At 65.4% G+C, this 19798-nt stretch carries 21 protein-coding genes; 7 read left to right on the plus strand and 14 right to left on the minus strand.

What is annotated here, in order from left to right; genetic code table 11:
• The 9 genes from NP3_RS24365 to NP3_RS24405 all read right to left on the minus strand — a co-directional run.
• A partial coding sequence (locus tag NP3_RS24365) for a magnesium chelatase domain-containing protein (protein ID WP_169814575.1) occupies positions 1 to 638 on the minus strand: 638 nt, incomplete at its 3' end.
• Positions 639 to 921: 283 nt separating this feature from the next.
• Complete coding sequence (locus tag NP3_RS24370) at positions 922 to 2337, minus strand: DUF3560 domain-containing protein (RefSeq protein WP_063043929.1); 1416 nt, start codon at positions 2335 to 2337, stop codon at positions 922 to 924.
• Positions 2338 to 2431: 94 nt separating this feature from the next.
• Positions 2432 to 3178: a hypothetical protein gene (locus tag NP3_RS24375; protein ID WP_063043930.1), complete on the minus strand. Its 747-nt coding sequence runs from the start codon at positions 3176 to 3178 to the stop codon at positions 2432 to 2434.
• Between the two features lie 141 nt (positions 3179 to 3319).
• Positions 3320 to 3958 carry a hypothetical protein gene (locus tag NP3_RS24380; RefSeq protein WP_063043931.1) on the minus strand — a complete coding sequence of 213 codons (639 nt, stop codon included), beginning with the start codon at positions 3956 to 3958 and terminating at the stop codon, positions 3320 to 3322.
• 208 nt (positions 3959 to 4166) lie between these two features.
• On the minus strand, positions 4167 to 5420 hold the full coding sequence (locus tag NP3_RS24385; RefSeq protein WP_063043932.1) for a hypothetical protein: 1254 nt from the start codon (positions 5418 to 5420) through the stop codon (positions 4167 to 4169).
• A 303-nt stretch (positions 5421 to 5723) separates the two neighbouring features.
• Positions 5724 to 6152, minus strand: coding sequence for a class I SAM-dependent methyltransferase (locus NP3_RS24390; RefSeq protein ID WP_169814576.1), 429 nt, complete (start codon positions 6150 to 6152; stop codon positions 5724 to 5726).
• Positions 6153 to 6177: 25 nt separating this feature from the next.
• A complete protein-coding gene (locus NP3_RS49255) occupies positions 6178 to 6534 on the minus strand; it encodes a hypothetical protein (protein ID WP_169814577.1) in 357 nt (118 codons plus the stop codon).
• Between the two features lie 6 nt (positions 6535 to 6540).
• Entirely contained in the window at positions 6541 to 7308 is a 768-nt protein-coding gene (locus NP3_RS24400; RefSeq protein ID WP_063043935.1) for a hypothetical protein, read from the minus strand.
• 106 nt (positions 7309 to 7414) lie between these two features.
• Positions 7415 to 7600: a hypothetical protein gene (locus NP3_RS24405; protein ID WP_063043936.1), complete on the minus strand. Its 186-nt coding sequence runs from the start codon at positions 7598 to 7600 to the stop codon at positions 7415 to 7417.
• Positions 7601 to 8143: 543 nt separating this feature from the next.
• On the opposite strand from NP3_RS24405, the gene NP3_RS24415 reads away from it, so the two are divergent.
• From NP3_RS24415 to NP3_RS24440, 5 genes are all read left to right on the plus strand, one after another.
• A complete protein-coding gene (locus NP3_RS24415) occupies positions 8144 to 9268 on the plus strand; it encodes a hypothetical protein (RefSeq protein ID WP_157124522.1) in 1125 nt (374 codons plus the stop codon).
• Between the two features lie 573 nt (positions 9269 to 9841).
• Positions 9842 to 11038: an ABC-three component system protein gene (locus NP3_RS24420; RefSeq protein WP_063824890.1), complete on the plus strand. Its 1197-nt coding sequence runs from the start codon at positions 9842 to 9844 to the stop codon at positions 11036 to 11038.
• 114 nt (positions 11039 to 11152) lie between these two features.
• Positions 11153 to 11632: a three component ABC system middle component gene (locus NP3_RS24425; protein WP_063824898.1), complete on the plus strand. Its 480-nt coding sequence runs from the start codon at positions 11153 to 11155 to the stop codon at positions 11630 to 11632.
• A 4-nt stretch (positions 11633 to 11636) separates the two neighbouring features.
• On the plus strand, positions 11637 to 13658 hold the full coding sequence (locus NP3_RS46230; RefSeq protein ID WP_063824891.1) for a DUF3732 domain-containing protein: 2022 nt from the start codon (positions 11637 to 11639) through the stop codon (positions 13656 to 13658).
• A gap of 135 nt (positions 13659 to 13793) precedes the next feature.
• The gene (locus tag NP3_RS24440; protein WP_063043942.1) at positions 13794 to 14048 is read left to right on the plus strand and encodes a hypothetical protein; all 255 of its coding nucleotides are present in this window, start codon (positions 13794 to 13796) and stop codon (positions 14046 to 14048) included.
• Between the two features lie 221 nt (positions 14049 to 14269).
• Here the strand turns inward: NP3_RS24440 and NP3_RS24445 are convergent, their stop codons facing one another.
• Entirely contained in the window at positions 14270 to 14464 is a 195-nt protein-coding gene (locus tag NP3_RS24445; RefSeq protein ID WP_157124523.1) for a hypothetical protein, read from the minus strand.
• A 410-nt stretch (positions 14465 to 14874) separates the two neighbouring features.
• A complete protein-coding gene (locus NP3_RS24450; RefSeq protein WP_084508907.1) occupies positions 14875 to 16083 on the minus strand; it encodes a DUF4192 domain-containing protein in 1209 nt (402 codons plus the stop codon).
• Positions 16084 to 16683: 600 nt separating this feature from the next.
• On the opposite strand from NP3_RS24450, the gene NP3_RS24455 reads away from it, so the two are divergent.
• Positions 16684 to 17127 (plus strand): hypothetical protein, encoded by a 444-nt coding sequence (locus tag NP3_RS24455; protein ID WP_157124524.1) that lies wholly within the window; start codon positions 16684 to 16686, stop codon positions 17125 to 17127.
• Between the two features lie 28 nt (positions 17128 to 17155).
• Here NP3_RS24455 and NP3_RS24460 read toward each other — a convergent pair whose 3' ends face one another.
• Positions 17156 to 17338, minus strand: a complete 183-nt coding sequence (locus NP3_RS24460) for a hypothetical protein (protein ID WP_157124525.1) — start codon at positions 17336 to 17338, stop codon at positions 17156 to 17158.
• Between the two features lie 61 nt (positions 17339 to 17399).
• On the opposite strand from NP3_RS24460, the gene NP3_RS24465 reads away from it, so the two are divergent.
• The gene (locus NP3_RS24465) at positions 17400 to 18365 is read left to right on the plus strand and encodes an ATP-dependent DNA ligase (RefSeq protein WP_307678834.1); all 966 of its coding nucleotides are present in this window, start codon (positions 17400 to 17402) and stop codon (positions 18363 to 18365) included.
• 57 nt (positions 18366 to 18422) lie between these two features.
• On the opposite strand, the gene NP3_RS24470 is transcribed toward NP3_RS24465, so the two are convergent.
• Together NP3_RS24470 and NP3_RS24475 are read right to left on the minus strand one after the other, a co-directional pair.
• A complete protein-coding gene (locus NP3_RS24470) occupies positions 18423 to 19028 on the minus strand; it encodes a hypothetical protein (RefSeq protein WP_063043948.1) in 606 nt (201 codons plus the stop codon).
• A 331-nt stretch (positions 19029 to 19359) separates the two neighbouring features.
• Positions 19360 to 19782: a YraN family protein gene (locus NP3_RS24475; protein ID WP_084508909.1), complete on the minus strand. Its 423-nt coding sequence runs from the start codon at positions 19780 to 19782 to the stop codon at positions 19360 to 19362.
• Positions 19783 to 19798 lie beyond the last annotated feature (16 nt).

Below are 19798 nucleotides of genomic sequence, written 5' to 3' on the forward strand. Positions count from 1 at the left end.
GCCGCGGCGACCTCGAGGGCCCACCGCGCCCGGTAGTGACCACGCACATCCCCCAGATCCAGCCCGGTGAATTCCGGCGATACCGCGACGGCGGCGGGGCCGGTCAACGCGCGGTCGGCTCCGCCGAGCCAGGCCAGCACCGCGGCCAGGTGCTCGGCGCCGAGAACGGTCACCCCCGGCGCGAGAGCGGCCTCGGCGAGGTTGGCGCACGGCACGATCACGACGGTGCGCCCACGATCTCGCGCCGCCAGGACCGCGGGCAGAATTCCGCGCACGGAGCGCAGACGGCCATCGGGGGCGAGTTGACCGAGCAGCACGACTTCGGCCAAGAGCTGGGCTGGAATCGTTCCTGGGGCGGTGGCGGCGAGCACCGCCGCCGCCAAGGCGAGGTCGTGCATACCCTCGATGACCGGTGAGGCCGATGGTGAGAATGTGAGTGTCACCCGGCCCTGCGGCCATGCCCACCCACCGCCGGCGACGGCGGCGCGGACCCGGTCGATGCCCGCGTGCGCCGGATCCCCGGACGGAGCGGACACGGTGACCGAATCCAGTCCCGGCGTGATCTCGGCCGCGATCTCGCTCAGCTGCCCGGTGAGTCCGGCCACGATCACCGAGCAAGCCACCGCGCTCGCTCTCATCGCCGGCCTCCCTCGTGGAGGTGGTGGTCGACGGACACCGGCGCAGGATCGATCGAATCGCGGGCCTGGCGTAGCGAGGTGGACGGCATGGTGGTCTCCGATCTCGGTACATGACGTGAACGGGTAGGAGGCGGGCAGGCAGGCCGGAAGCGGTCGCCGACGGTCGAACGGGTCGGCGACGACGTCGAGAGAGCGGATGCTGTTGTGGCACAGCGGATTCGCCAATACCATCCGGACCGCGACGCAATCCCTCGCCCGGTATCGCCTGGGCGGGGTCGACGGGTCAGGCAGTGGGCAGGTAGGTGCGGGCCTCGACCAGGACACGGACCTGGTTGTGGACCTCCTCGGGCCAGCACACCGGCCCGGCGATCGGAAACTCGGTCACCGGGAGTTCGACCGGGTCACCGTGCACGCGCCCGATCGGGCGGCGCTGGGCGCGAAGGCGCAGCGTGCCCGGTTCGGTGATCGGTTCGGGTGGGGTGGCGTACCAGTGGGGCGGATGCGCCCATGTCGCGTTGTACTCGATGCCCTCGACTGTCCAGGACCAGTGCTCGGCGTGTGGGCCGAGGTGGTGGTCGAGTTTCGTCTTGCCGCCCCGGCGTTTCGGGCGTGGCGGGAGGCTGGTCGCGTCGAGGTCGGCGAAGATGTCGGGAAACCGTTCGTGGGCCGCAGCCTCGGTCATGACGGCGGTGACCTCGTGGAAGCGCACCGGGTGATCGGTGGTGATCCACCGATGCCCGGTCATCTTCGCGGCGATGGTGTGCAGCGCCAACCGGGACAGCGAAAAGTTCACTACCGACACCGATTTCGGATTCACCCGCGTGATCTGACGCCACGTCGACCCGCCCGCGCGCACGAAGTCCCCGACCGCGAAATCCTCCCGGCCCCAGCCCGGGGTCAAGCCCTCATCGACCTGGGACTGGCGGACCTGGGGCCAGTAGGCGATATCTCGCTCGCGCTGGGTCATCCGGGCCAGCACCCGCGCCCGGTACTCACCGGTCGCCGGACCCGTGGTGTCGGTCTGATACACGTTGCCGTCGCTGTCGAGGAACCTGCGGGTGTGCCCGTCGAGGGCGCGTTGATCGCCGCGTTGTTCGGCCTCGAGGGTGTCGATCCGGTTGGCGACCGTGCGCGGGGAATTCCGGTGCTCGGTGGTGTGGGTGGCGGCCTCGGCGCGTTGGTGGGCGCGGGTGGCGTCGCGGTCGGCTTCCACCGAGCGGCCCCACGCCTTCCACGACTTGTCGATGGCGTTGCGATGCCTGCGTTCGGAATGGTGTCCGATCTTGATCGGCTCGCCGAACGGGGGCAACGCGTCGTGGGCTCGCTGATGCGCCGCCTCCGCGACAGCGGCTTTCGTGTCCTTGCGGGATGCCTTGCCTTGCAACGCATCGACTCTAGCCGCCTGTCGGAGGGTGCGGTCGGTCTCGGCGTCCTCGGTGGCGCGCACGCTGCGGTCGACGTCGATCTCGACGGTGTATCCGGCCTCGCGCAGCTTCTCGGCGGCGTAGTCGATGTGGTACTGCTTGGGCTGGCGGTCTCGGGAGGACACCACGATCCAACATCCGAGACTGCGCGCCCACCGCCAGTGGCCGATCGTCTTGCGCACCGCGCACATGACCTCGTAGGTGCCGTCGTCACGGACGGTGCCATTCAACAGGGTGCCCTCTTCAGCGGTATGGGAGATCGTGAGTGCCGACACGGGGCGTCACCTCCTTCCAATAATTCATGACATGCGCATCTGCGCATGTGTGTGGGTGTGTGTGCTCCCGCCGGGATCGGTGGCCCGTGCGGGGTCAGTCGTGGGTGGGAGCGGGTTCGGGGAGCCGGTAGTCGTGGGGGCCGGTCGGGGTGAGCTCGTCGCGGGTGAAGTCCTCGACAGGCTCACCGATCCACAGCGTGGTCGGGCCCGGGATGGGCAGGTCGCCGCGCAACCACAGCTCGAAGATGTCGCCGAGGTCGAACAATCTGCCCGTGCCACGATCCTGGACACACAACCGAGCCGCCTCACCGCAGCACACCCGCATCAGCGACAGCCCGGTCGCTTCCTCGATCTCGGCGAACAACCCACCGATGCGCTCGCCGGGCACCGAGGACAGCAGCACCTGGCCGAGGCGGCCGGTGAACGTGTCGGGATCGGTGAACGCGCGCAACTGCCCGGTCAGTTCACGCTGGCGTGCGGTGATAACCGAGAACACGACGTCGCCGAGGGTTTCACCGATGCTCGACTTCCGTATCGCGTCACGCACCTGGGGTAGTTCGGTGCGGGTGAGGCTGCCGCCGACCATCCCCAGCAGATCCGCCACCGAGATCACCGCCGCCCTGGCCGGAGCATTCACACGCACGGCCTCGACAGCGGTGACCGACGGCAGCTGCGGCGCGGCACCGGTGTCGTCCTCACATCCACCGACCTCGAGGTAGGCGCCGGTGAGGGGTTCGTCGTCGCGGACCTCCACCAGGGTCAGGCCCCCATCGTCGATACCGACGAAACCGGAGGTGTCCAAACCCGACACCCAGGTATGTAGTTCCTGGACAGAGATCATGACCGTCCTTTGCTGTTGTCGGAGAGGGGGTTTGGTAGATCACCGCTGTGTTTCTGCCGAGCCGGGGCCGTGGATAGCGGCGTGACCAGGGATTCTCGGTCACTAATGCTCGGGAAGCGCCGTCACGGCGGTGTCGTTGTCCTACCCGTCCATCCCGGGGCGGCCTCTGCCCTCACCCCGTGGCGTCGGGGGCTGACCGGTGATCTGGTGGAGCAGGCTGTTGGCGACGGTGATGACGTGTTCGAGGTGCCATCGGGCCGCCGCGGCAGTCGAAAGCGCGGGGTCGATGTAGGTGAGTTCGGTGAAGCCGGTTGTCACAGCTACGTTTTCCTGCTCGCCGCAGTGATTGCGCAGCAAGAGAGTGAAGCCGGGATGGCGGGGTGCGTTGTCGTGGTCGATGAGCAGTTCCAGGCGAGGGTCACCGGTGAGGACACCGGCATTGTGAGCGGCGTCGACCAGGGCCACCAGGTCGCTGGCGGGCTCCTCGTCGTGACTGCTCGCGATGTTGCCGGCGATCTGGTCCCCCTCTGCCGCGATCCAGCGCCCGAAAGCGGGCTCGTCGAGGGCGAACGGGGCCGGATCGTGGTGGGCGATGGCGAAGGCGGTCTCGGGCGAATCGCTCGCGGCAGTGCCGTCGTGGTCGTCGTCGGTGAGCAGCGCGTGTGCTCGGACCAGAAGATCCTTCTGATACGTGCTGAGGATGTCGTGGAGATCCCCGGTGCTGGCCCACAGCTGCGCGGCCGTGCACACCAGGGCTTCGACCTCCTCGGGGGTGAACATGCTTCTGATCGGGAACACAGGCGGCGTCTTTCTGTGTGGAGGTAGCGCACTCACCTCGGCCGTGAGGCGGCCAGGACCGCACTTACAGGGGAAGGGGATCTCGGCGCGACACCAGCACTCGCGCGGCACGATGATCGGTGCGGTGTGTCCGGATGACGGCCCAGGGTGCGTGGAGTGCGAAACTGGTGGCAGACTGTGGAACCGGTGTTCAGGCGGCGACGGGGGAGTGCGCGCCGAGCAGGGCGGCGTGTTCGAGTGCCAGCAACCGTTCGTCGGCGTGTCCGCCCCAACGGGTTTCGAACCCCGAACGTTTCTTCGGGTTGATTGTGTTCGGGGCCGCGACGAAGAACTCCTCCAGTCGCGGATAGCTCTCGGTCACGGTGGTCAGCCAGAGGCGGGCGTGCTCGCCGTCGGTACGGACAGCGATCCCCAGGCTATCGGCGAGGTCGAGGACGAACCGCTCGGCGTCGGCGCGGTCGGCGCGGTGGACGACCTCGACCGCGCGCCATGCCTGCGCGCGGGCGCTGTAGCAGCGCCGCACCCGATACACCGCCCACTCGCACGCGTCCATCGGCGCGTCGGCCAGGGCGTGGACCTCGTAGGCGCCACCGGCACGCAACCGGTCGCGTAACGATTTCCCCGGCCCGAACAGGCCGCTGCGGTGGTTCAGCGCCAGCGCGCAGTACTCGTCGACCAGATGCCGGAAGGCCTCCTCGGGGTAGGCCCGGTAGCGGGCGAGTTGGTCGGGCCAACTGGGCACGTTCACGTAACCACACTGGCGGCAGCAACTTTTCGGCCACCACACGCCGAACAGTCCGTACAGGTAGCCCTGGCACATCGCCCGGCTCATCCCCGCCGCGTGCAGCGGGTAGATCGGGTGACGGCGACCGCCCATCGTGACCGAGGTGTCGCGGGCGATCCTTGCGGTCTCCTCGGCGGAGAACCCCACGGCGTGGATGTAGGGGCGTGGACCCAAATGTGTTGCCCGCCAGGCATCTAAAGGCTGGCCCTTCGCCTTGGTTGAGCAGGCGCGCCCGTTCAGGGTGGGCATGACCCCGTTGCCGCGGTGTTCGGCCGAGAGCGGGTAGAAGCCGTGTTCGTCGGGATCGGGATGCAGACGTGTCGGGGTCCGGGTGTCTTGCAGGACAACGATTCCGTCGGCGACTGCGGGGCCGGCGCGGGCGACTTCGACCAGGCGCACTCGCCGGGCGGCGAGCAGCGGCAGAATATGTTGCGCGACAAGGTCGCAGGTCGATCTCCACTCGTCACCTGTCTGGGCGACCATTACCAGCAGATTCGACAGATCCTGCCGCAACTGCGGTGGCCGGAAACCCGGGTCGAGCAGGGTACGGATCACGCCCGCCGCGCTGTCGACACCGAGACCGAAAGACCAGCACACCGGCATCGCGTCATCATCGAAAAGCGTTGCGAGAGCGAATAATCCCTCAGTATCTTCGAACACGGGGGCGTTCCTTTCGGCAGATGACGCGGCCCGGCACTCACGGTCGGAACCGATGCGCCGGGCGCTGATGGGAAACGAGTAGTCCCCGGCGTATTCACGGCCCCTGGGGGTGAAAGGCGTCCGCGCGTCGAGGCAGGGACTGCCTCGATCGAGGGTCGGTACCGAGGGGCGCAGGCCCGTTTTCGGTTTGAGATCCGTGGTTACAGAAGGTCGGTGGTTTCCCGTCCGTGTCCCGACGCGGTCTCGGTCGGCCAGGAATTCCGCAGGGCGCACACCATTGCAGGTGTGCGCCGAGCCGGTCTGTCAGCGGTCGACGGGGCGGCGGGCGTGCAGGAGGACAGTGTCGACCTCGCTGCCGGAGGTGGTGAACGCCCCGGCGGGCAGTTGTTCGTAGCCGCCGTGGACGGTGATGAATTCACGCATCGCCCTGTGGTCGCGGTCGGTGCGGTAGGTGCAGCTGTTGGGCGCGAGGGCCAGCAGCTGTCCGCCGTGGTTGAGCAGGTCCCACGCGGTGTAGAGGTGATCCATCCACACCGTCGGCTGCCCCGGCAGCGCGAACGGCGGGTTCATCACCACGCCCGCGTACTGGGGTGTCGCTGTCGCGGCGAATTCCTCGAAACTAGCTATCACGATGGTGACCCGCGGGTCGTAGGCGATGGCGGCGGCGCGTTCGTGGTCGGGCTCCACGGCGGTGACGTGCACAGCCGGGTTGATTGCAAGGATCGCCCGCACGAGCGCGCCGTCGCCTGCCGAGGGCTCAAGGGACGTGCGCGCCGGGCGCGAGAGCGGCGATATCGGAGTGCTCACCCGCCACGATGTGGCGGGCCAGCGGTTCGGGGGTCGCGAAGTACGCCTCGAGTACTTTCCTGTCGGTGTTGGGGGTCGTGCCACGCGCCACGGCCGACGCGATGGTCTCGGTGGGGTCGCCGGGGAAGACGTGGGCCTGTGCTCGGCGGTTCCATTTTCCGCCCATGGACTCGATGACCCTGTTGACTTTGCGGTAGTCGGCTTCGCTCAGCTGCTCGGGCAGGAACAGGTTGTTGCCGTCGATTCGTGACCCGGCCAGGATTCCGCGAGCGAACTCGGGCACGGACACCGACGTTCTCACAGCCATCGATGATCACCTTTCACGCTGATAGGGCACACACGGATAGGGACAGGGGGGTTCAGAGCCCGCACGCCGCGGGTGAAGGGGAACGGCAAGGGCGCGCCGGATGACCGGGATATCGTTGGCGCGCCGCCCGCTCACACTCACGGTCGCGAATCCGAACCACGCTCGTCGTCCCGGACCGCCGGAAAGCGGTGGCCGCCGGCGGACGAAGGGCGCGCATGGACACCACGGTCGCCGCGGCTGGTCATCTGCTGGCTTTCGTGTGATGTGGGCGAGCAGGACGCGCAGGCGTCCGCGCCGGGTTTGCAGGTTGAGATAGGCCGACAGGTCGACTGCGGCGACGAAGGCGTCGACCAGCTGCTCGCCGAGTTGGTCGATCTCACTCTTCTTGTCGAGGAGTTCCTGGACCTGCTCGGTGAGGCGGGTGATCTGTCTGTCGGGTCCTGCCATCCCGGCCGGGACGAGATCGAAACCGAACTCGGCGGCCAGCATGTCGAGCAGTCCCAGGCCACGGGGTCTGGCGGCTGGGTCCGCGGCTTCGACCACGGTTCGGCCCTGCGGGGTCGAGCAGATCACGCGATCCTGCCGCGGCTGCTCGTAGCTGCACTGGGTGCCGCGCGCCTCATCGAGCGGCTCGCTCTGCTGAATCAACGCGTCCAGACACCATCGGCCGTCCTCGAACACCAGATACACCTTCGCCGCGACCTCGATCCGATGCTCATCGGGCATGTAGGAATCGAAATCGGTGTGATAGGCGTCGATCTCGTTGCCACTCACGATGTTTCTGCGAGTTCGGATGCAGGCGTGCGGAGGCGGGATCGCGTCCAGCCGTGTCGGGACACGATCGGAAGTCGGTGGGAGTCGCGCCTGGGCAGGGCCGGGTTCAGCCGAGCCAGTCGGCGACCGGCACGGTGCCGGTGGCGGCTTCGGCGATGACCTCGGCCATGGACACGTCCACGCGGAAGCGGTGCCCGATGCGGGCTTCGACCGCCGCGTACTGCGCGGCCAGTTCCGGGTGCAGGCGCGCGGCCCGCACCAGGCCCGACGTCGAGGAATAGATGCAGAACACACACGATGCGCGAGCAAATCCTGCCCGGTAGGAATGATGAGGTCGGGTGCCAGCCGCCGCGATCCGCGCCCACACCGTCGCGAGGTCCCAGCCGTGGATCGGCAGCCAGGTGTCAACGATCCGCCGCGAGTTCGAGATGCTGCCAGTGGGCGGGTTCTCGCCGGCGCGGGTGGTACTGCACCGCGGGCACAGACACGTCCTGCCGGGCTCGTGGACGAATGCTGCTACCGAGCGCTATTCGTTTCTGTCGAATAGTTGCCGCTGTTGCGATCTGGAACGATCCGCAGGTCGCGGCCCGAAGCTGTGATCGCCGAGGTTGCGAAGGCCGCTGGTTGGTTCGATCTCGTCCTGGTCGGGCGGCGCTTCGCGGCCACCAGCATCGCCGTCGCAGCGCGACGAGGTATCTCGCAGCACCTGGCTCTTGAGCCGGTAGGTATTCGTCTAGGCGATACGATGGCCGCGAACAGCGGTACCACCGGGGATCCGGAAACGTCTTGACGCCGTGGGATAGGCTGGAGCCCTTGCCTTCACCCGGGTGAGGTCATGGAAGAAGACCTGATGTCCCTGATGCCTGGTCAGCCTGCCGCCGCCGATCGAGGGCTTTTTGTGATCCCGTCCGGTCCTGGTCGGGACCAGTTGCGACGCAAGTACCGTGCGTTCGGCGATGCGATCGCGCGAGTCTGGTCGGCAACCGTCGGTAGTGATGTCGCGATGTATCGCGAAGGCTTCCACATCGACACCGAACAGGTCTCGATCGACACCGCCGACGGGGTGACGGTGATGCGGACGATCGATGTTTCGATATGCGAGTTGCTGAGCCCGGCCGAGCGTAACCGCTACCAGGGATTGTGGTCGAGCGATCCCGACGGCCGGGTAGTGCGTGGATTGCTGTTGATTCGCAATTCCGAGGTTCATCGGCACGCGCCGATCAACGTGGATACCGATCGTTTGGTCAGTGGGTTCGGTGACTGCGCATGGCGGGTGTTCCCGCAATGGAAGGCATACGCCGAACTCCCCGCAGAAGTTCGTCGGCTCGAACCGAGGCAGAGCCGTGACCCCCATGACCGCTACCAGGACTCGGTGGCAGGTCGACTGGTGATCGAGACGCTCCTCGATGCGATGCGATTCTTCGACCGGTGCGACCCTTCACTGACCCGCCGTGACGACGACAGCGACATCGCTCGCTTCCCGCTTCGAGAGTTCATCCAGCACACCTACGAGTGCCGCCATCCGTACTGGCCGCGCGCCGCCGAGTACAACGACCTCCTGCTGGACGGCATGACACTCATGCCCCCGATCGGACGCACCAGACAGATCCGCCGCACTGTTCTCCTCAGCGACACAACGCTATACATGGGGTTGACAGACCTCGGCCATCACTCGGAGTCGTTCGTCGAGTCCGCCGACCAGATCGCTTGGGACATCGCCGGAGGCTATCCCTACACCGCCGTCACCACCGCTGGCGACGTCATCGACGTCGCCGAGCGCGATCGAGTTCTCATCTGCGGCGAAACCCCGCTGTCTGAAACCGATTTGGCAGACACAGTCGGCAACGAATCTGCGGCTACCGACGACCGTGAGGTCACCAATGAGTGGATTCGCACATGGTGGACCAAGCAACTCGGCGATGCGTATCGCTACGGTGCGCACCGCCGTCCAAAGATGTAGAACTCTGTGGAGGGCACCGGATGTAGGCATCCCGAGCGGTGTCACACCGGTTGGCGATCTTTCGCCGATCTCAGCGAGCTACTCCACGGCCGGGGCCGCCGACGACTCGACGCAACGGTCCGCGACGGGCACACCTCGCTGTCACAGCGACCGGAATGTGTTGAGGTTCAGCCGATCCACAGTCGCGATAGCTGGACCATGGACAGGTCCAGTCGTCCTCGTGAACGGTTCGCCCTCTCCGCGGATTCCTGACTGCGGTGGCCCATAATGTTCAACACCCTGACCGGGCGGTCGATGATCCCGGCGGCGCGGGATTCCGCGACGAGCATCGTGATCACCCGGCGGGCCGGTCCTCTCTTGAAATCGCTTGTGCTTATCTGCACTAGCTGGAGGGAAATCTGCGAGGAGGGACCACGACTCTGCACAACTTGGGGGTGGCCATCGCCGGGGCCGCGTGCGAAACAAGGCTTGCGCGGGTCCAATGACGGGTACGTTTCAGTCAGGTCTTGCAGCGGCGGGTGGTTCATCGGCAGCTTCCGGCCCGCCCACCAGCATCATGGGAGGACAGACGCGATGAGTGAGGAATCGTCAGGCACGGACCACTCCGCGGCGGCCAGCGTGCTGGGCTATCTCCATCAGACCCGCTGGGGCTTATTGGAAATTCTCAGATCACGAACAGCCGATCCCGGCCGCAGTCTAACGATGGAGATGCATGACGACATCGCGTGGGAGAAGGAAGGCATCCCAGCCGAGCTGAAGCAGTTGAAGCTCCACGTCTCAACGTTGCGCAACTTGACTGATGCCTCCGATGACATCTGGCGCACCTTGCGCGTCTGGATGGACGCCGGGCGCGCAGGGGATCCATACGGTCCCGTCCTCACACTCATCACGAACAGCAGTGCTGGACCCGGTTCGGCGGCATCGTATCTCCGTGCTGCCGATCGTGACGTCGAGTCCGCGCTCACCTTGCTCGAAAGCACCGCCCGCGATTCCAAATCCAAGGAGACCAAGGCGGCGCGTACGCAATTCCTGAAGCTGACCCCGTCCGACCGGTCCACGTTCGTCGGCCGGATCTACGTCGCCGACCAATCTGCGGATCTGGATGGCGTGGACGAAGAGGTAGCCCACCTGCTTCGGCCCGGCGCCCCGACCGAACAGTTCAAAACCTACCTGGATCTGGTGTGGGCCTGGTGGGCACGCACCTCCATCGCAATGCTCAGCGGTAAGAGAGGGGCTGTGTCGGTGCAGGAAACTCTCACTGCCCTCGAAGGTATCCGTGACCGTTTCACACGAGACAATTTGCCCTCGCTTGTCGATGCCAACGACATCGATCTCGATGCCACTGCACAGCGTCACGAGGGCCGAATGTACGTCCATCAGCTGAAGATTCTGAACGTGCTGCCCCGCCAACTGCAGAAGGCGATCATGGACTACCAACGGGCCTACCTGCAAGAGACTCGTTGGCTGGATGTACATCTGGTCGACTACGACGAACTGGACAAGTTCAGCGAACGTCTGGTCGACGAATGGGAGAGGGCCTTCGATCACATGTGCTCCGAATTGCCTGCTGGTGCCAGCGACGATGACAAGCGAGCCGCCGGCAGAAAACTGCTTCACCTACTCGGAGACTCGACACTGTCGATCCGTGCCAAATTTGATGAACCGTTCCACGCCAGGGGACGACGGCACGCGCTGGCAGATGTCCTCGACATCGGCTGGCATCCTGAGTTCGAACAGCACCTGTCGAAGCTGCTACTTCAAGACGCGTAGAACGCGCGTGTCGCACCCACTATCACTACTCGTCACACAGGACGAGCGACGCGAAGGGATGATTGCCCCGAAAATCGGCCCCCGAGCTAGCCACTCATGACATGCTTCACAGACATGAGGCAGTGGAGCGATCGCGTGCCAGCTGTGGCCGACTTGTTGAATCCAGCCTTGATCGCAGCAGTCATCGCAGCAGCCGCGATCGAGTACAACCGGCGGGACGCACGGCCGATGCCGTTCGAGCTGGCGTTTCTTGTCGTTCCGCTTGTACTGCACCGCAATACACGTCAGTCCCTGCCCATTCGTGTCGATTCACACCTCGCCAAGTGGGTTACCAGTAACGAAGTCCTCGCTGCCGGTTTCGGCGCGAGAGCCAAGACACTCGTCGAGCCAGTTCGGGAAGGCATACGGTTCGGTTTGCGTCATGGAGCGGTCGAACTCAATGGAGCGCACATCACAGGTCACCTTCGGCCCGGCAGGGTCGCCGAGATCGGCGACATCGGCGACATCGTGCACAAGGCGCGCTTCGTGGGACGCTGGTTCACCCAGCTCGAGTCACCGGCCACCGCGTTCGCCCTTCTCGGTGTGGAAGTGTAGGTCGGTGCAGTTACTCGCATTGGCGCTCTACGCGCGCGACGGCCGCCGCCGAGACGTCAGATTTCAGCCAGGGCAGCTGAATATCGTTACAGGCGAGTCGAAGACCGGCAAGAGCGCTCTCTTGACGATCACCGAGTTCTGTCTGGGACGCGACGCGTACCTCATTCCCGCAGGACCTATCGCTGACCACGTCGCCTGGTACGCCTCGCTTTGGCAGCTCACCGACAATCCCGACGGTCCTAGGGCGTTCGTGGCACGTCCTGCACCTCCCAAAGGGCGGGCCTCGACTCAGCGAGCGATGCTCGAGTTCGGCGGCGCAGCCATGGATCTGCTCGGCCACCAGGAACTCGCCGAGAACGCAGATAGTGACAGCGTTCGTCGCCAACTCGGTCGTCGGATCGGCATAGCTGAAAACGTCATCGAGCCCCGCGGGCCTGGCGTCGGTCAGGTTCCGTTCGAGGCTCACTTGGGCCACGCCACCTGGCTTTGCCTGCAAGATCAGGATGAGATCGCCAGTCGACACCTGTTGTTCCACCGCCAGGGTGAAAACCAGATCTTTCAGCATCTGAAGGACACCATCCCATACTTCCTCGGCGCAGTGCCCGCAGACGCAGCGGCGAAGAAGGCGGCACTCCGAGACGCAAATCGGGCACAACGCCGCGCGCAAGCGGCACTCGCAGCAGCAGAGCAGGAGGCAGCTATCGCCGAGGCGAACCTCCGTGGTCTGCTCGCGGAGGCCCATGCGGCCGGGCTTACGGATGAGCACGATCTGACGGAAAGGGCTCAGATCGTTACTGCGCTCCGTGCTGCAGTTCGTGATCTCCAAAACAATGACGGTGAAAGCCGCGCGTCCTTAGGCGATCGTGCAGAGGAAAGTGCCATCAAACACCAGGACCGCCGAAGGGCATTGATCCGACGGCGCGCTGAGCTGCGAAATCAGTTGTGGCATGTCATGGATGACCGGGCGCTGCTTCTGGACCGGGCTGAGTCCGAGCGAGATTTCGTGGGTGCTGTCGAGCTTCACACCGGTCGTCTGACGAGCCTCGAACTTCTGCCCGCCGCCAGCGACGTTCTCACAGCTTCAGCCAGCTCGTGTCCTGTCTGCGGATCGCAGATCGAGGAACCCGACCCGACAGCGACAGCGCTTGCCGAGCGACTGCAGAGTCTGCGAAGCGAGCTCACGTCTCTTGAGGCCGCTCCCGAATCTCGCCGAGAAGTTCTCATCGTTCTCGAAGCCGAAGCCGATCGTCTGCGTCAGGAGTTGGCCGCAGTGGAAACCGCGGTGGTGGGCCTTGAGGCGGGAGACCAGGCCATCCGCGTTGCACAGGACGCAGCGGCGTCGCGGAACTACACCCGAGGTCGTATCGAAGCCCTGCTCGGGGTTATGACAGCTGGAACTGGAGATTCCCTTGAGCGACTCCGTCGCAATCTCGATACGGCGAACGCGCGGGTGACTCAACTGCTGGCGGGGCTCGACCCCGATGTAGACCGGGAACAGCTTCTCTCCCGGCTCAACATCGTTGGTCGTACCATGACCGACTTGGCCCAGCGCATTGGACTTGAGCATGTCGAGGACGGTGTGCGCCTCGACCTCGCGAACTTGACAGTGGTAACAGACACGAGCGATGGGCCGCTGCCATTGCAGCGCATTGGTAGCGCTGCGAATTGGATTGGCTACCATCTAGCGACCCACTTGGCGCTCCACAAGTTTTTTGTCGAGAACGATCGCCCTGTGCCTCGGTTCCTGATGATCGACCAGCCGACGCAGGCCTTCTACCCCTCCGATGTCGCGAAGAATGCCGGTGCTATCAACGACACCGATCGTGAGGCTGTACTGGCCATGTTCCTCGTAATGCGCGATGTGGTCGATGAGTTAGCCCCGCGAATGCAGATAATTGTCAGCGACCATGCCAACCTAGTCGATGAGAAATGGTTCCAGCGTGCGGTGCGACATCATTGGCGCGGAGGAATTCGGCTCGTTCCAACAGATTGGATCACAGCTGGAAATGAGCCACCCGGCGCCTAGGCTACGCCCAGTCGTCATGATGGAGGCTGCTCGGATGGTGCAGTCAACTGTGCACCAACGTCTTCGGTGGGATGGCCACTTTCCGCGTTCGGCGACACGATCGAGTAGGTCGCAGCCAGTGCGGGACACGACTTCGTGGCGCAGCCCGTAGTCGACGGCGTGCTCTCGCGCGAGAGCGGCGGTGTGGTGCCAGTCGGATCGGCCCATGTCGGCATGGATGGTGGTGACCTGGTCCAGCACATCGAGCCGGTGAAGCACCTCGACCAGGACATCGACCATTGCCTGGCTGTCTTTGCCGCCGCTCAGCGATCGGAGGTAGTGGTCGTATCCGCCCAGATCAGGCCCCGGAGCCAGCGAGAAATCGGTCCCACCGAGTCCAGGGCGTGGTGACCGCTGGACGGGGTCACGCCGGGCGGGCTGTCGCCTCGTGGCAGTAGTCACGGCCGCGACCGCCTTTCTGTGTCGGTGCCGCTTCGGGGCGGCAGGAGACAGGGGCGCGCACCGGTGGGGAGTGAGCGCAGTTCCGGTTGGGTCAGGCAGCCGACACGGTTCGGAAAGTGGCGTCGAAGAGCGGGATCTGTTCGCTCCCGGAGGGTTTGGTGCGTTTGTCGTCACGGGCACGGGCTGGTGAGCGCGGTGCGGGTTGGGGGTGCCGGTTGCTCCCACAGCGGGAGGTTGGCGGTGGCGCGTGGGTGGTGGTTGACGCGCAGGGTGTTCATGGCCTTCTCACGGAAGGCCAGCGCGTAGTGCGAGCAGTTGCGGCAGTCGGTCACCGGCCGGTGTCCGGTCACACCGGCTACGGCCACGGAGTTACTGTGTGCGAGCGTCATCAGAAGACACCACCTCCTGTCCTGCCGATGGCTGGAGGAGCGAGCGAATCCGGTTGTGGGCGAACGAGCCCGCGACAGGGGTGAACCCGAGGGTGGTTGCCCGGGGGGGATGGTGAGGTCGAATTGTTCATGATCACCTCGAATCTGGATGAACAGACACGGTGTTGGGAGGCCGGTCATCGGGCGGGACGGCCCCGCTGACGGGTGTGGCGGTGAGGGGGATTGTGGTGACGCGGTCGCGGGCCCCGGGGGTGTGAATGCGCACCTCGATGCGCGCCGAGAGCGCGCCGGGTGCCGGGGCTCCGGTGTGCCAGGGGCCGAACGGTCCTCATCGAGATCGGGCAGGTTCGCTTCGATCCACACCACCAGCTCGGCGGCGCTACCGATCACCACGGCGCGACGTCGTCTGCAGCCGCACCGCTGGTCGGATCGGCGCCGAGGTCGGCGGCGATCCCCTGGCCGCAATACGCCAATCGGCGCAGGGTGTCGGGGCGCATTCCAGTGCGCAGGGAGATCTCGAGCAGACTCGCCATCGAGTGTGCCGGGTCAGCGTCGAGGGCGGCCTGCACGGCGATGCCCGCAAGGGGTCCGTCGCCGCGGATGTAGGCGCTGTAGCCGAGAAGTGTTGCCGCATCGGCGCGGTCGCTGCCCGACAGTGCGTGTGTCAGCGCCACCCACAGGTTTTCCGCGGCGGCGGCGTGGTCGCCGACGGCCAGACCGAACAGTGCATCGCGCACCGTCCGATCACGCAGCGCCGCGGCCAGTTCCGCGTATTCCCGGGCGGTGAGGGCCACGCCGGAATCTACGTTGGCGATCTGCCACAGCACATGTTCGAGTGCCCGCCGGTGATAGCCGTCGGGATCACCGCGCCGGACGGCGGCCGCGTACCGCTCATGCGCGAGCGCACGGGCGCTGTCGAGATGTACCGCGACCTGTTGCGCGAGTTCTTCATCCGGTGCGACCAGATCGGTCAGCTCCGAACGGGCGCCACGGATCGGGCGCCCGTCGAGCACATGCGCGACCGTCACCATCGATGTCGCCGGATCCGGCAGCGTCCCACGATGATTCGCATCGAGCAGACTCCACCACCGCTGCTCCGCTTCGATGGCGCGCACTGCCCAGGCGCCCTCAAGGTATACCTCGGCCCGCGCCAGTCGTCGCGCGAACGCCGCGATGAGCGTGCCCCACGGTCCCGGACTCCCCGCACCGTTTCGGCGCGTGCGCCGCGGTTCGCGAGCCCGGTCATCGACGATCACCGCGAGCACCTCCGTCGCCCCCTCCGCGGCGCAGATATGCGAAACGCACTCCGCATACGCTGCCGCGAGCCCCCGCCGGCTCCCACCTTCCTGATCCAAATCGAACCGCACCACCGCATCGATGATCGGACTCTGCTCCGCATCGGTCGCCCCCCGCAGCACCGCCACCACCAGCGACCGCTCCGGCACGAATCCGACCATCGCGGGTACCGCCACAATCAATTCACCAGGATCATCGACATGCAGCGCCCCCGCAGCGTGGTCCTCGGGTGCCTGATCAGGAGCTGAGGTCGACTCCGTACTGGCTGGGCCTGCGGTGTGTTCGGTGTTGTCGGACATAGGTTTTCGTCTCCTTTTGCGTATGTGGGTGCTGCGCGCGGGCCGCCGCAGCGGTGTCTGTGTCGAATCCGGCCTTTCCCCGCTCGAGGGGTGACGATGGGGTTGGTGTCGATGCGGTGGTTGGGCGCGCAGAGGCCTGGCGGCAAGGCGGATCAGGCGTGCATTCCCCGGGGATGTGTCGCTGCACCGGTGGTGAGGCTGCGCGGGCGTTCCTCACCTATCCAGGCGATATGGACTTCGCTGTCGGTGACCCCTGGCCAGAGGCGGTGTCCGGTGCGGACGCGAAGGACAGTCGCGGGGCGAGGGCGTCGAATCATGGCGCGTCGACACAGAGGTGATCACCCCTTGCCGCGGTTAGTGATCGGACGGCGAGGACATCGGTGTGCGGACTTGCCGTGCGGCGCGCGTAGGATCAATAGCGGGAGAATTTGCAGGCGGGCCGAAGAATTCAGGAGGCCGGCCATGCCGTCGCGTCGCCCGCCGCGGTCCCCGCGGACGGATCGTTCCCCGGAAGTCGTTGAACGACTCGCACGCTCGCGCGATCGCATCCGGGAACGTCGAGTGCTGGCACGTCAGCGAGAGCGAACCATCCAGCAGGCTGTGAAGCGGTATCTCAGCGACTGGCAGGCGATCACCGCGTGCGAAGCCAAGCGCGACAACGAGATCGAGGCACTACAACAGCAGATCAGCGAAGTCGAATCACGCGCCGCGCGCGAGATCGCCCGCCACCGCGGCGACCAGGCCGAGGCCGCAGCGGTGATCCGCGATCACGGTCAAACCGACGACGACGTCGCTGACCTACTCGAGATCAGCACCAAACAAGCCCGCCAGCTCATTACCACCGCCCGCGCACACCGCGCCACACCCTCACCGGACCCATCACCGACATCGACCGCCGCACTGACCGAGCACCCCGAGCATGCTCACCACGGTCCAGCCGATCCGAGTCGGCAGCAGCAGACAGGACAAGTCAGCGACCCAGCCGCGACTGTCGAGGGCCGTACGCCAGCACGGACCACGCCGACAGGCGAAGACCACGCCTGAATACTGCGCATAGGCAAAGGGGAGATCGCTACGGTTGTTCGGCGGGAACGGCGTAGGTCAGATCGGTCGGCCACGGATAGGTTCCCGGCGTCTCGGCGACAGCTTCGACGATGGCTTTGCTCGGGTCACCATCCACGCCGATCTCTACGACACGAAACACACTCACCCCTCCCGGGGCCACGTGGATCAGGGAACCTACTTCGAACTGCACGAGCGCGAGAGTATCGGATAGCACCGACAGGTCGGTATTTTCTTGAGTTACGCTGACAATCGTGTCTGTACCAGCGCCGATGCTGGCGACCGCTGGGCGGCCGCCCGGTGACACAGGCCGCTGGGCGGTAGAGATGAAGTGGGACGGGATGCGTGCGATTTGCCGCGTCTCCGGCGGGCGTGCGGAACTTTACAGCCGCAACCGCAACATCGTCACCGCGTCCTACCCAGAATTGGCCACCGCCGTCGAGGAACTCGCCGGTCGGACCGATCTGATCCTCGATGGCGAGATCATCGCACCGGATCCCGCTACCGGGATACCGTCGTTCACTCGCCTCCAGCGGCGTATGTATTCATTTCGCCCGACACGCGAACTCGTGGCCGCGGTGCCGGTGCAGCTGTTCTGCTTCGATTTGCTTGAACTCGGAGGCGAGAACACCATGGCGCAGCCGTACGTCGAGCGCCGAGCACGTCTGGGCGAACTCGGCCTCACCGGTCGCGGTGTCCGCGTTCCGCCCTATTGGACCCATATCTCTATCGAGACGATGCTCGATACCGCGGCATCCCACGCGTTGGAGGGGATTGTCAGCAAACGTCTCGACTCCATCTACCGTCCTGGCGTGAGATCACGGATGTGGCTCAAGACGGTGCTGCGCCGAACTGCGCACGTGATCATCGTTGGATGGACACCCATTAACGGTGGCGGCGAACGCGGGGCGCTTGGCTCTCTTGTCCTGGGCGCATACGACGAGGACGAACGTTTGGTCTACGTCGGGCATGTCGGGACCGGATTCTCGGCAGCGGGCCGCCGCGTACTGCGGGACCAACTCATCGGCATAGCTGTCTCGGAATCGCCATTTGGTCTTCCTGCTTCAACCGGCGGCATGGCGTCGGTGCACTGGGTAGAGCCACGATTGGTTGGAACCGTCGAGTACCGGGAATTCGCCGGTGCGTTGCGACATCCGAGCTGGCGGGGTCTGTGTGTGGACATCGACGCGATCGGCGTCAGACTACCGAGCGGGCAATGACATTGGGTCGTGCGCTGCCATGCAAAGGCGGTTGAACAGGTCATACCGAAGGCTGGTTCAGATGTTTGCGTAGCCACCGGCGTGCCATACAACCGAGCGGAAGTGCTGTGGTGTGAAAACGTGCCGGGCAGGAATGCCCGGTGTCGGAGAGAACGGCCAGAACGCCAAACCGCAGCGATGGCAATATAACGCGGCTTGCCAAACAGCGTGGGCGGTGCGGCGCCCGCGCGAGATGCGCGCGTTGCGATGGCCGCGGAACACCGCGATACCGAGCACGAGCAAGCCCGGTGACGCGATCCCGCCAACAAATACCGCAGCTCCGGCCAATTCGCCCACATTCGTCGCTTCATGCGACGCAGCAAGGGATGCAATACCTATCAGGACAACCAACATGGCGGGCAGCGACAGTAGCAGCCCGAACACGGTAAGCCGCCCGACGGGTCGTTGAGCAGGCTCGCGGGCGAGACTGCGAGCCAACGCGGTGGTGTGAGTTCGCTCGACGGTCGCTGTGCCGAAGACCGGTACCAGCCCGGTGGAGGCCACTCCGACGCCGGAGTAGAAGTCCGTCCCGGAACTGGTCGATACCCCGCCGAAGTGCACGGCTGGCACGCTTTGGACGAAGTCGAGTCGTTGACAGTGCGGACACGTGAGATCGATGTCCATCCGCGGTTTCCCCTCCCAAGCCGTAGCGCTGGAGCGGCAAGTCTGTGGTACTGGTAGCTGCGATAAAGACTCTCTCGGGTATCCAACACCGTCAACGACCCGGTGTCGAGAGGTGGGAGTCAGCTGATCCATTCTTCGTCCTAATTCTGTCGAGGTTGGGTGGAATGAGGTGACAGCGCGGGGCCCCGACCAGGAACGGAAAAGTGCGGTATCGGGTAGACGGGCAGGGACTGCCAGCGGCAATCCTTGCCGTGATCCGCCTCGATATCGTTGTCGCCCAGTTGGCTGTCCACCCCGCTCACCGCGGACCGAATTCGCCACTTCCCCGCCGTCAGAACACGGCCTTTAGGTGGTCGATGACTGGTCGGTGGCCGCGGTGCAGCAGCACCGAAATGACATCGAAGCGGATATCGCGCCACGGGCCGTCCTGTTCGGCCAGCCACACCAGCGCCAACCGCCTTATCCGCTGCTGCTTATCGAAGGTGACCGCCTCGGCGGGCGCGCCGAATTTCATTCCGGTTCGCGTCTTGACCTCGACGAACGCGGTGACGCGGCCGTCCCAGGCGATCAGATCCAGTTCGCCGTACTTGCACCGCCAATTCCTGCTGATGATCTTCATCCCGGCGGCCTGCAGGAATCGGGCCGCCAGTTCTTCCCCTTGTGCGCCGAGCGCCTGGTCGTATGTCGCCTGCTCAGCTCGTCGATCCGTGTCGATGGGATCGGGTGCAGCGTTGTATTCAGCGTTGTCCGACATCGGATTTCATCTCCTA

Origin of the sequence: Nocardia pseudovaccinii NBRC 100343, from assembly GCF_001613225.1 — a bacterium.
Classification (GTDB): domain Bacteria; phylum Actinomycetota; class Actinomycetes; order Mycobacteriales; family Mycobacteriaceae; genus Nocardia; species Nocardia pseudovaccinii.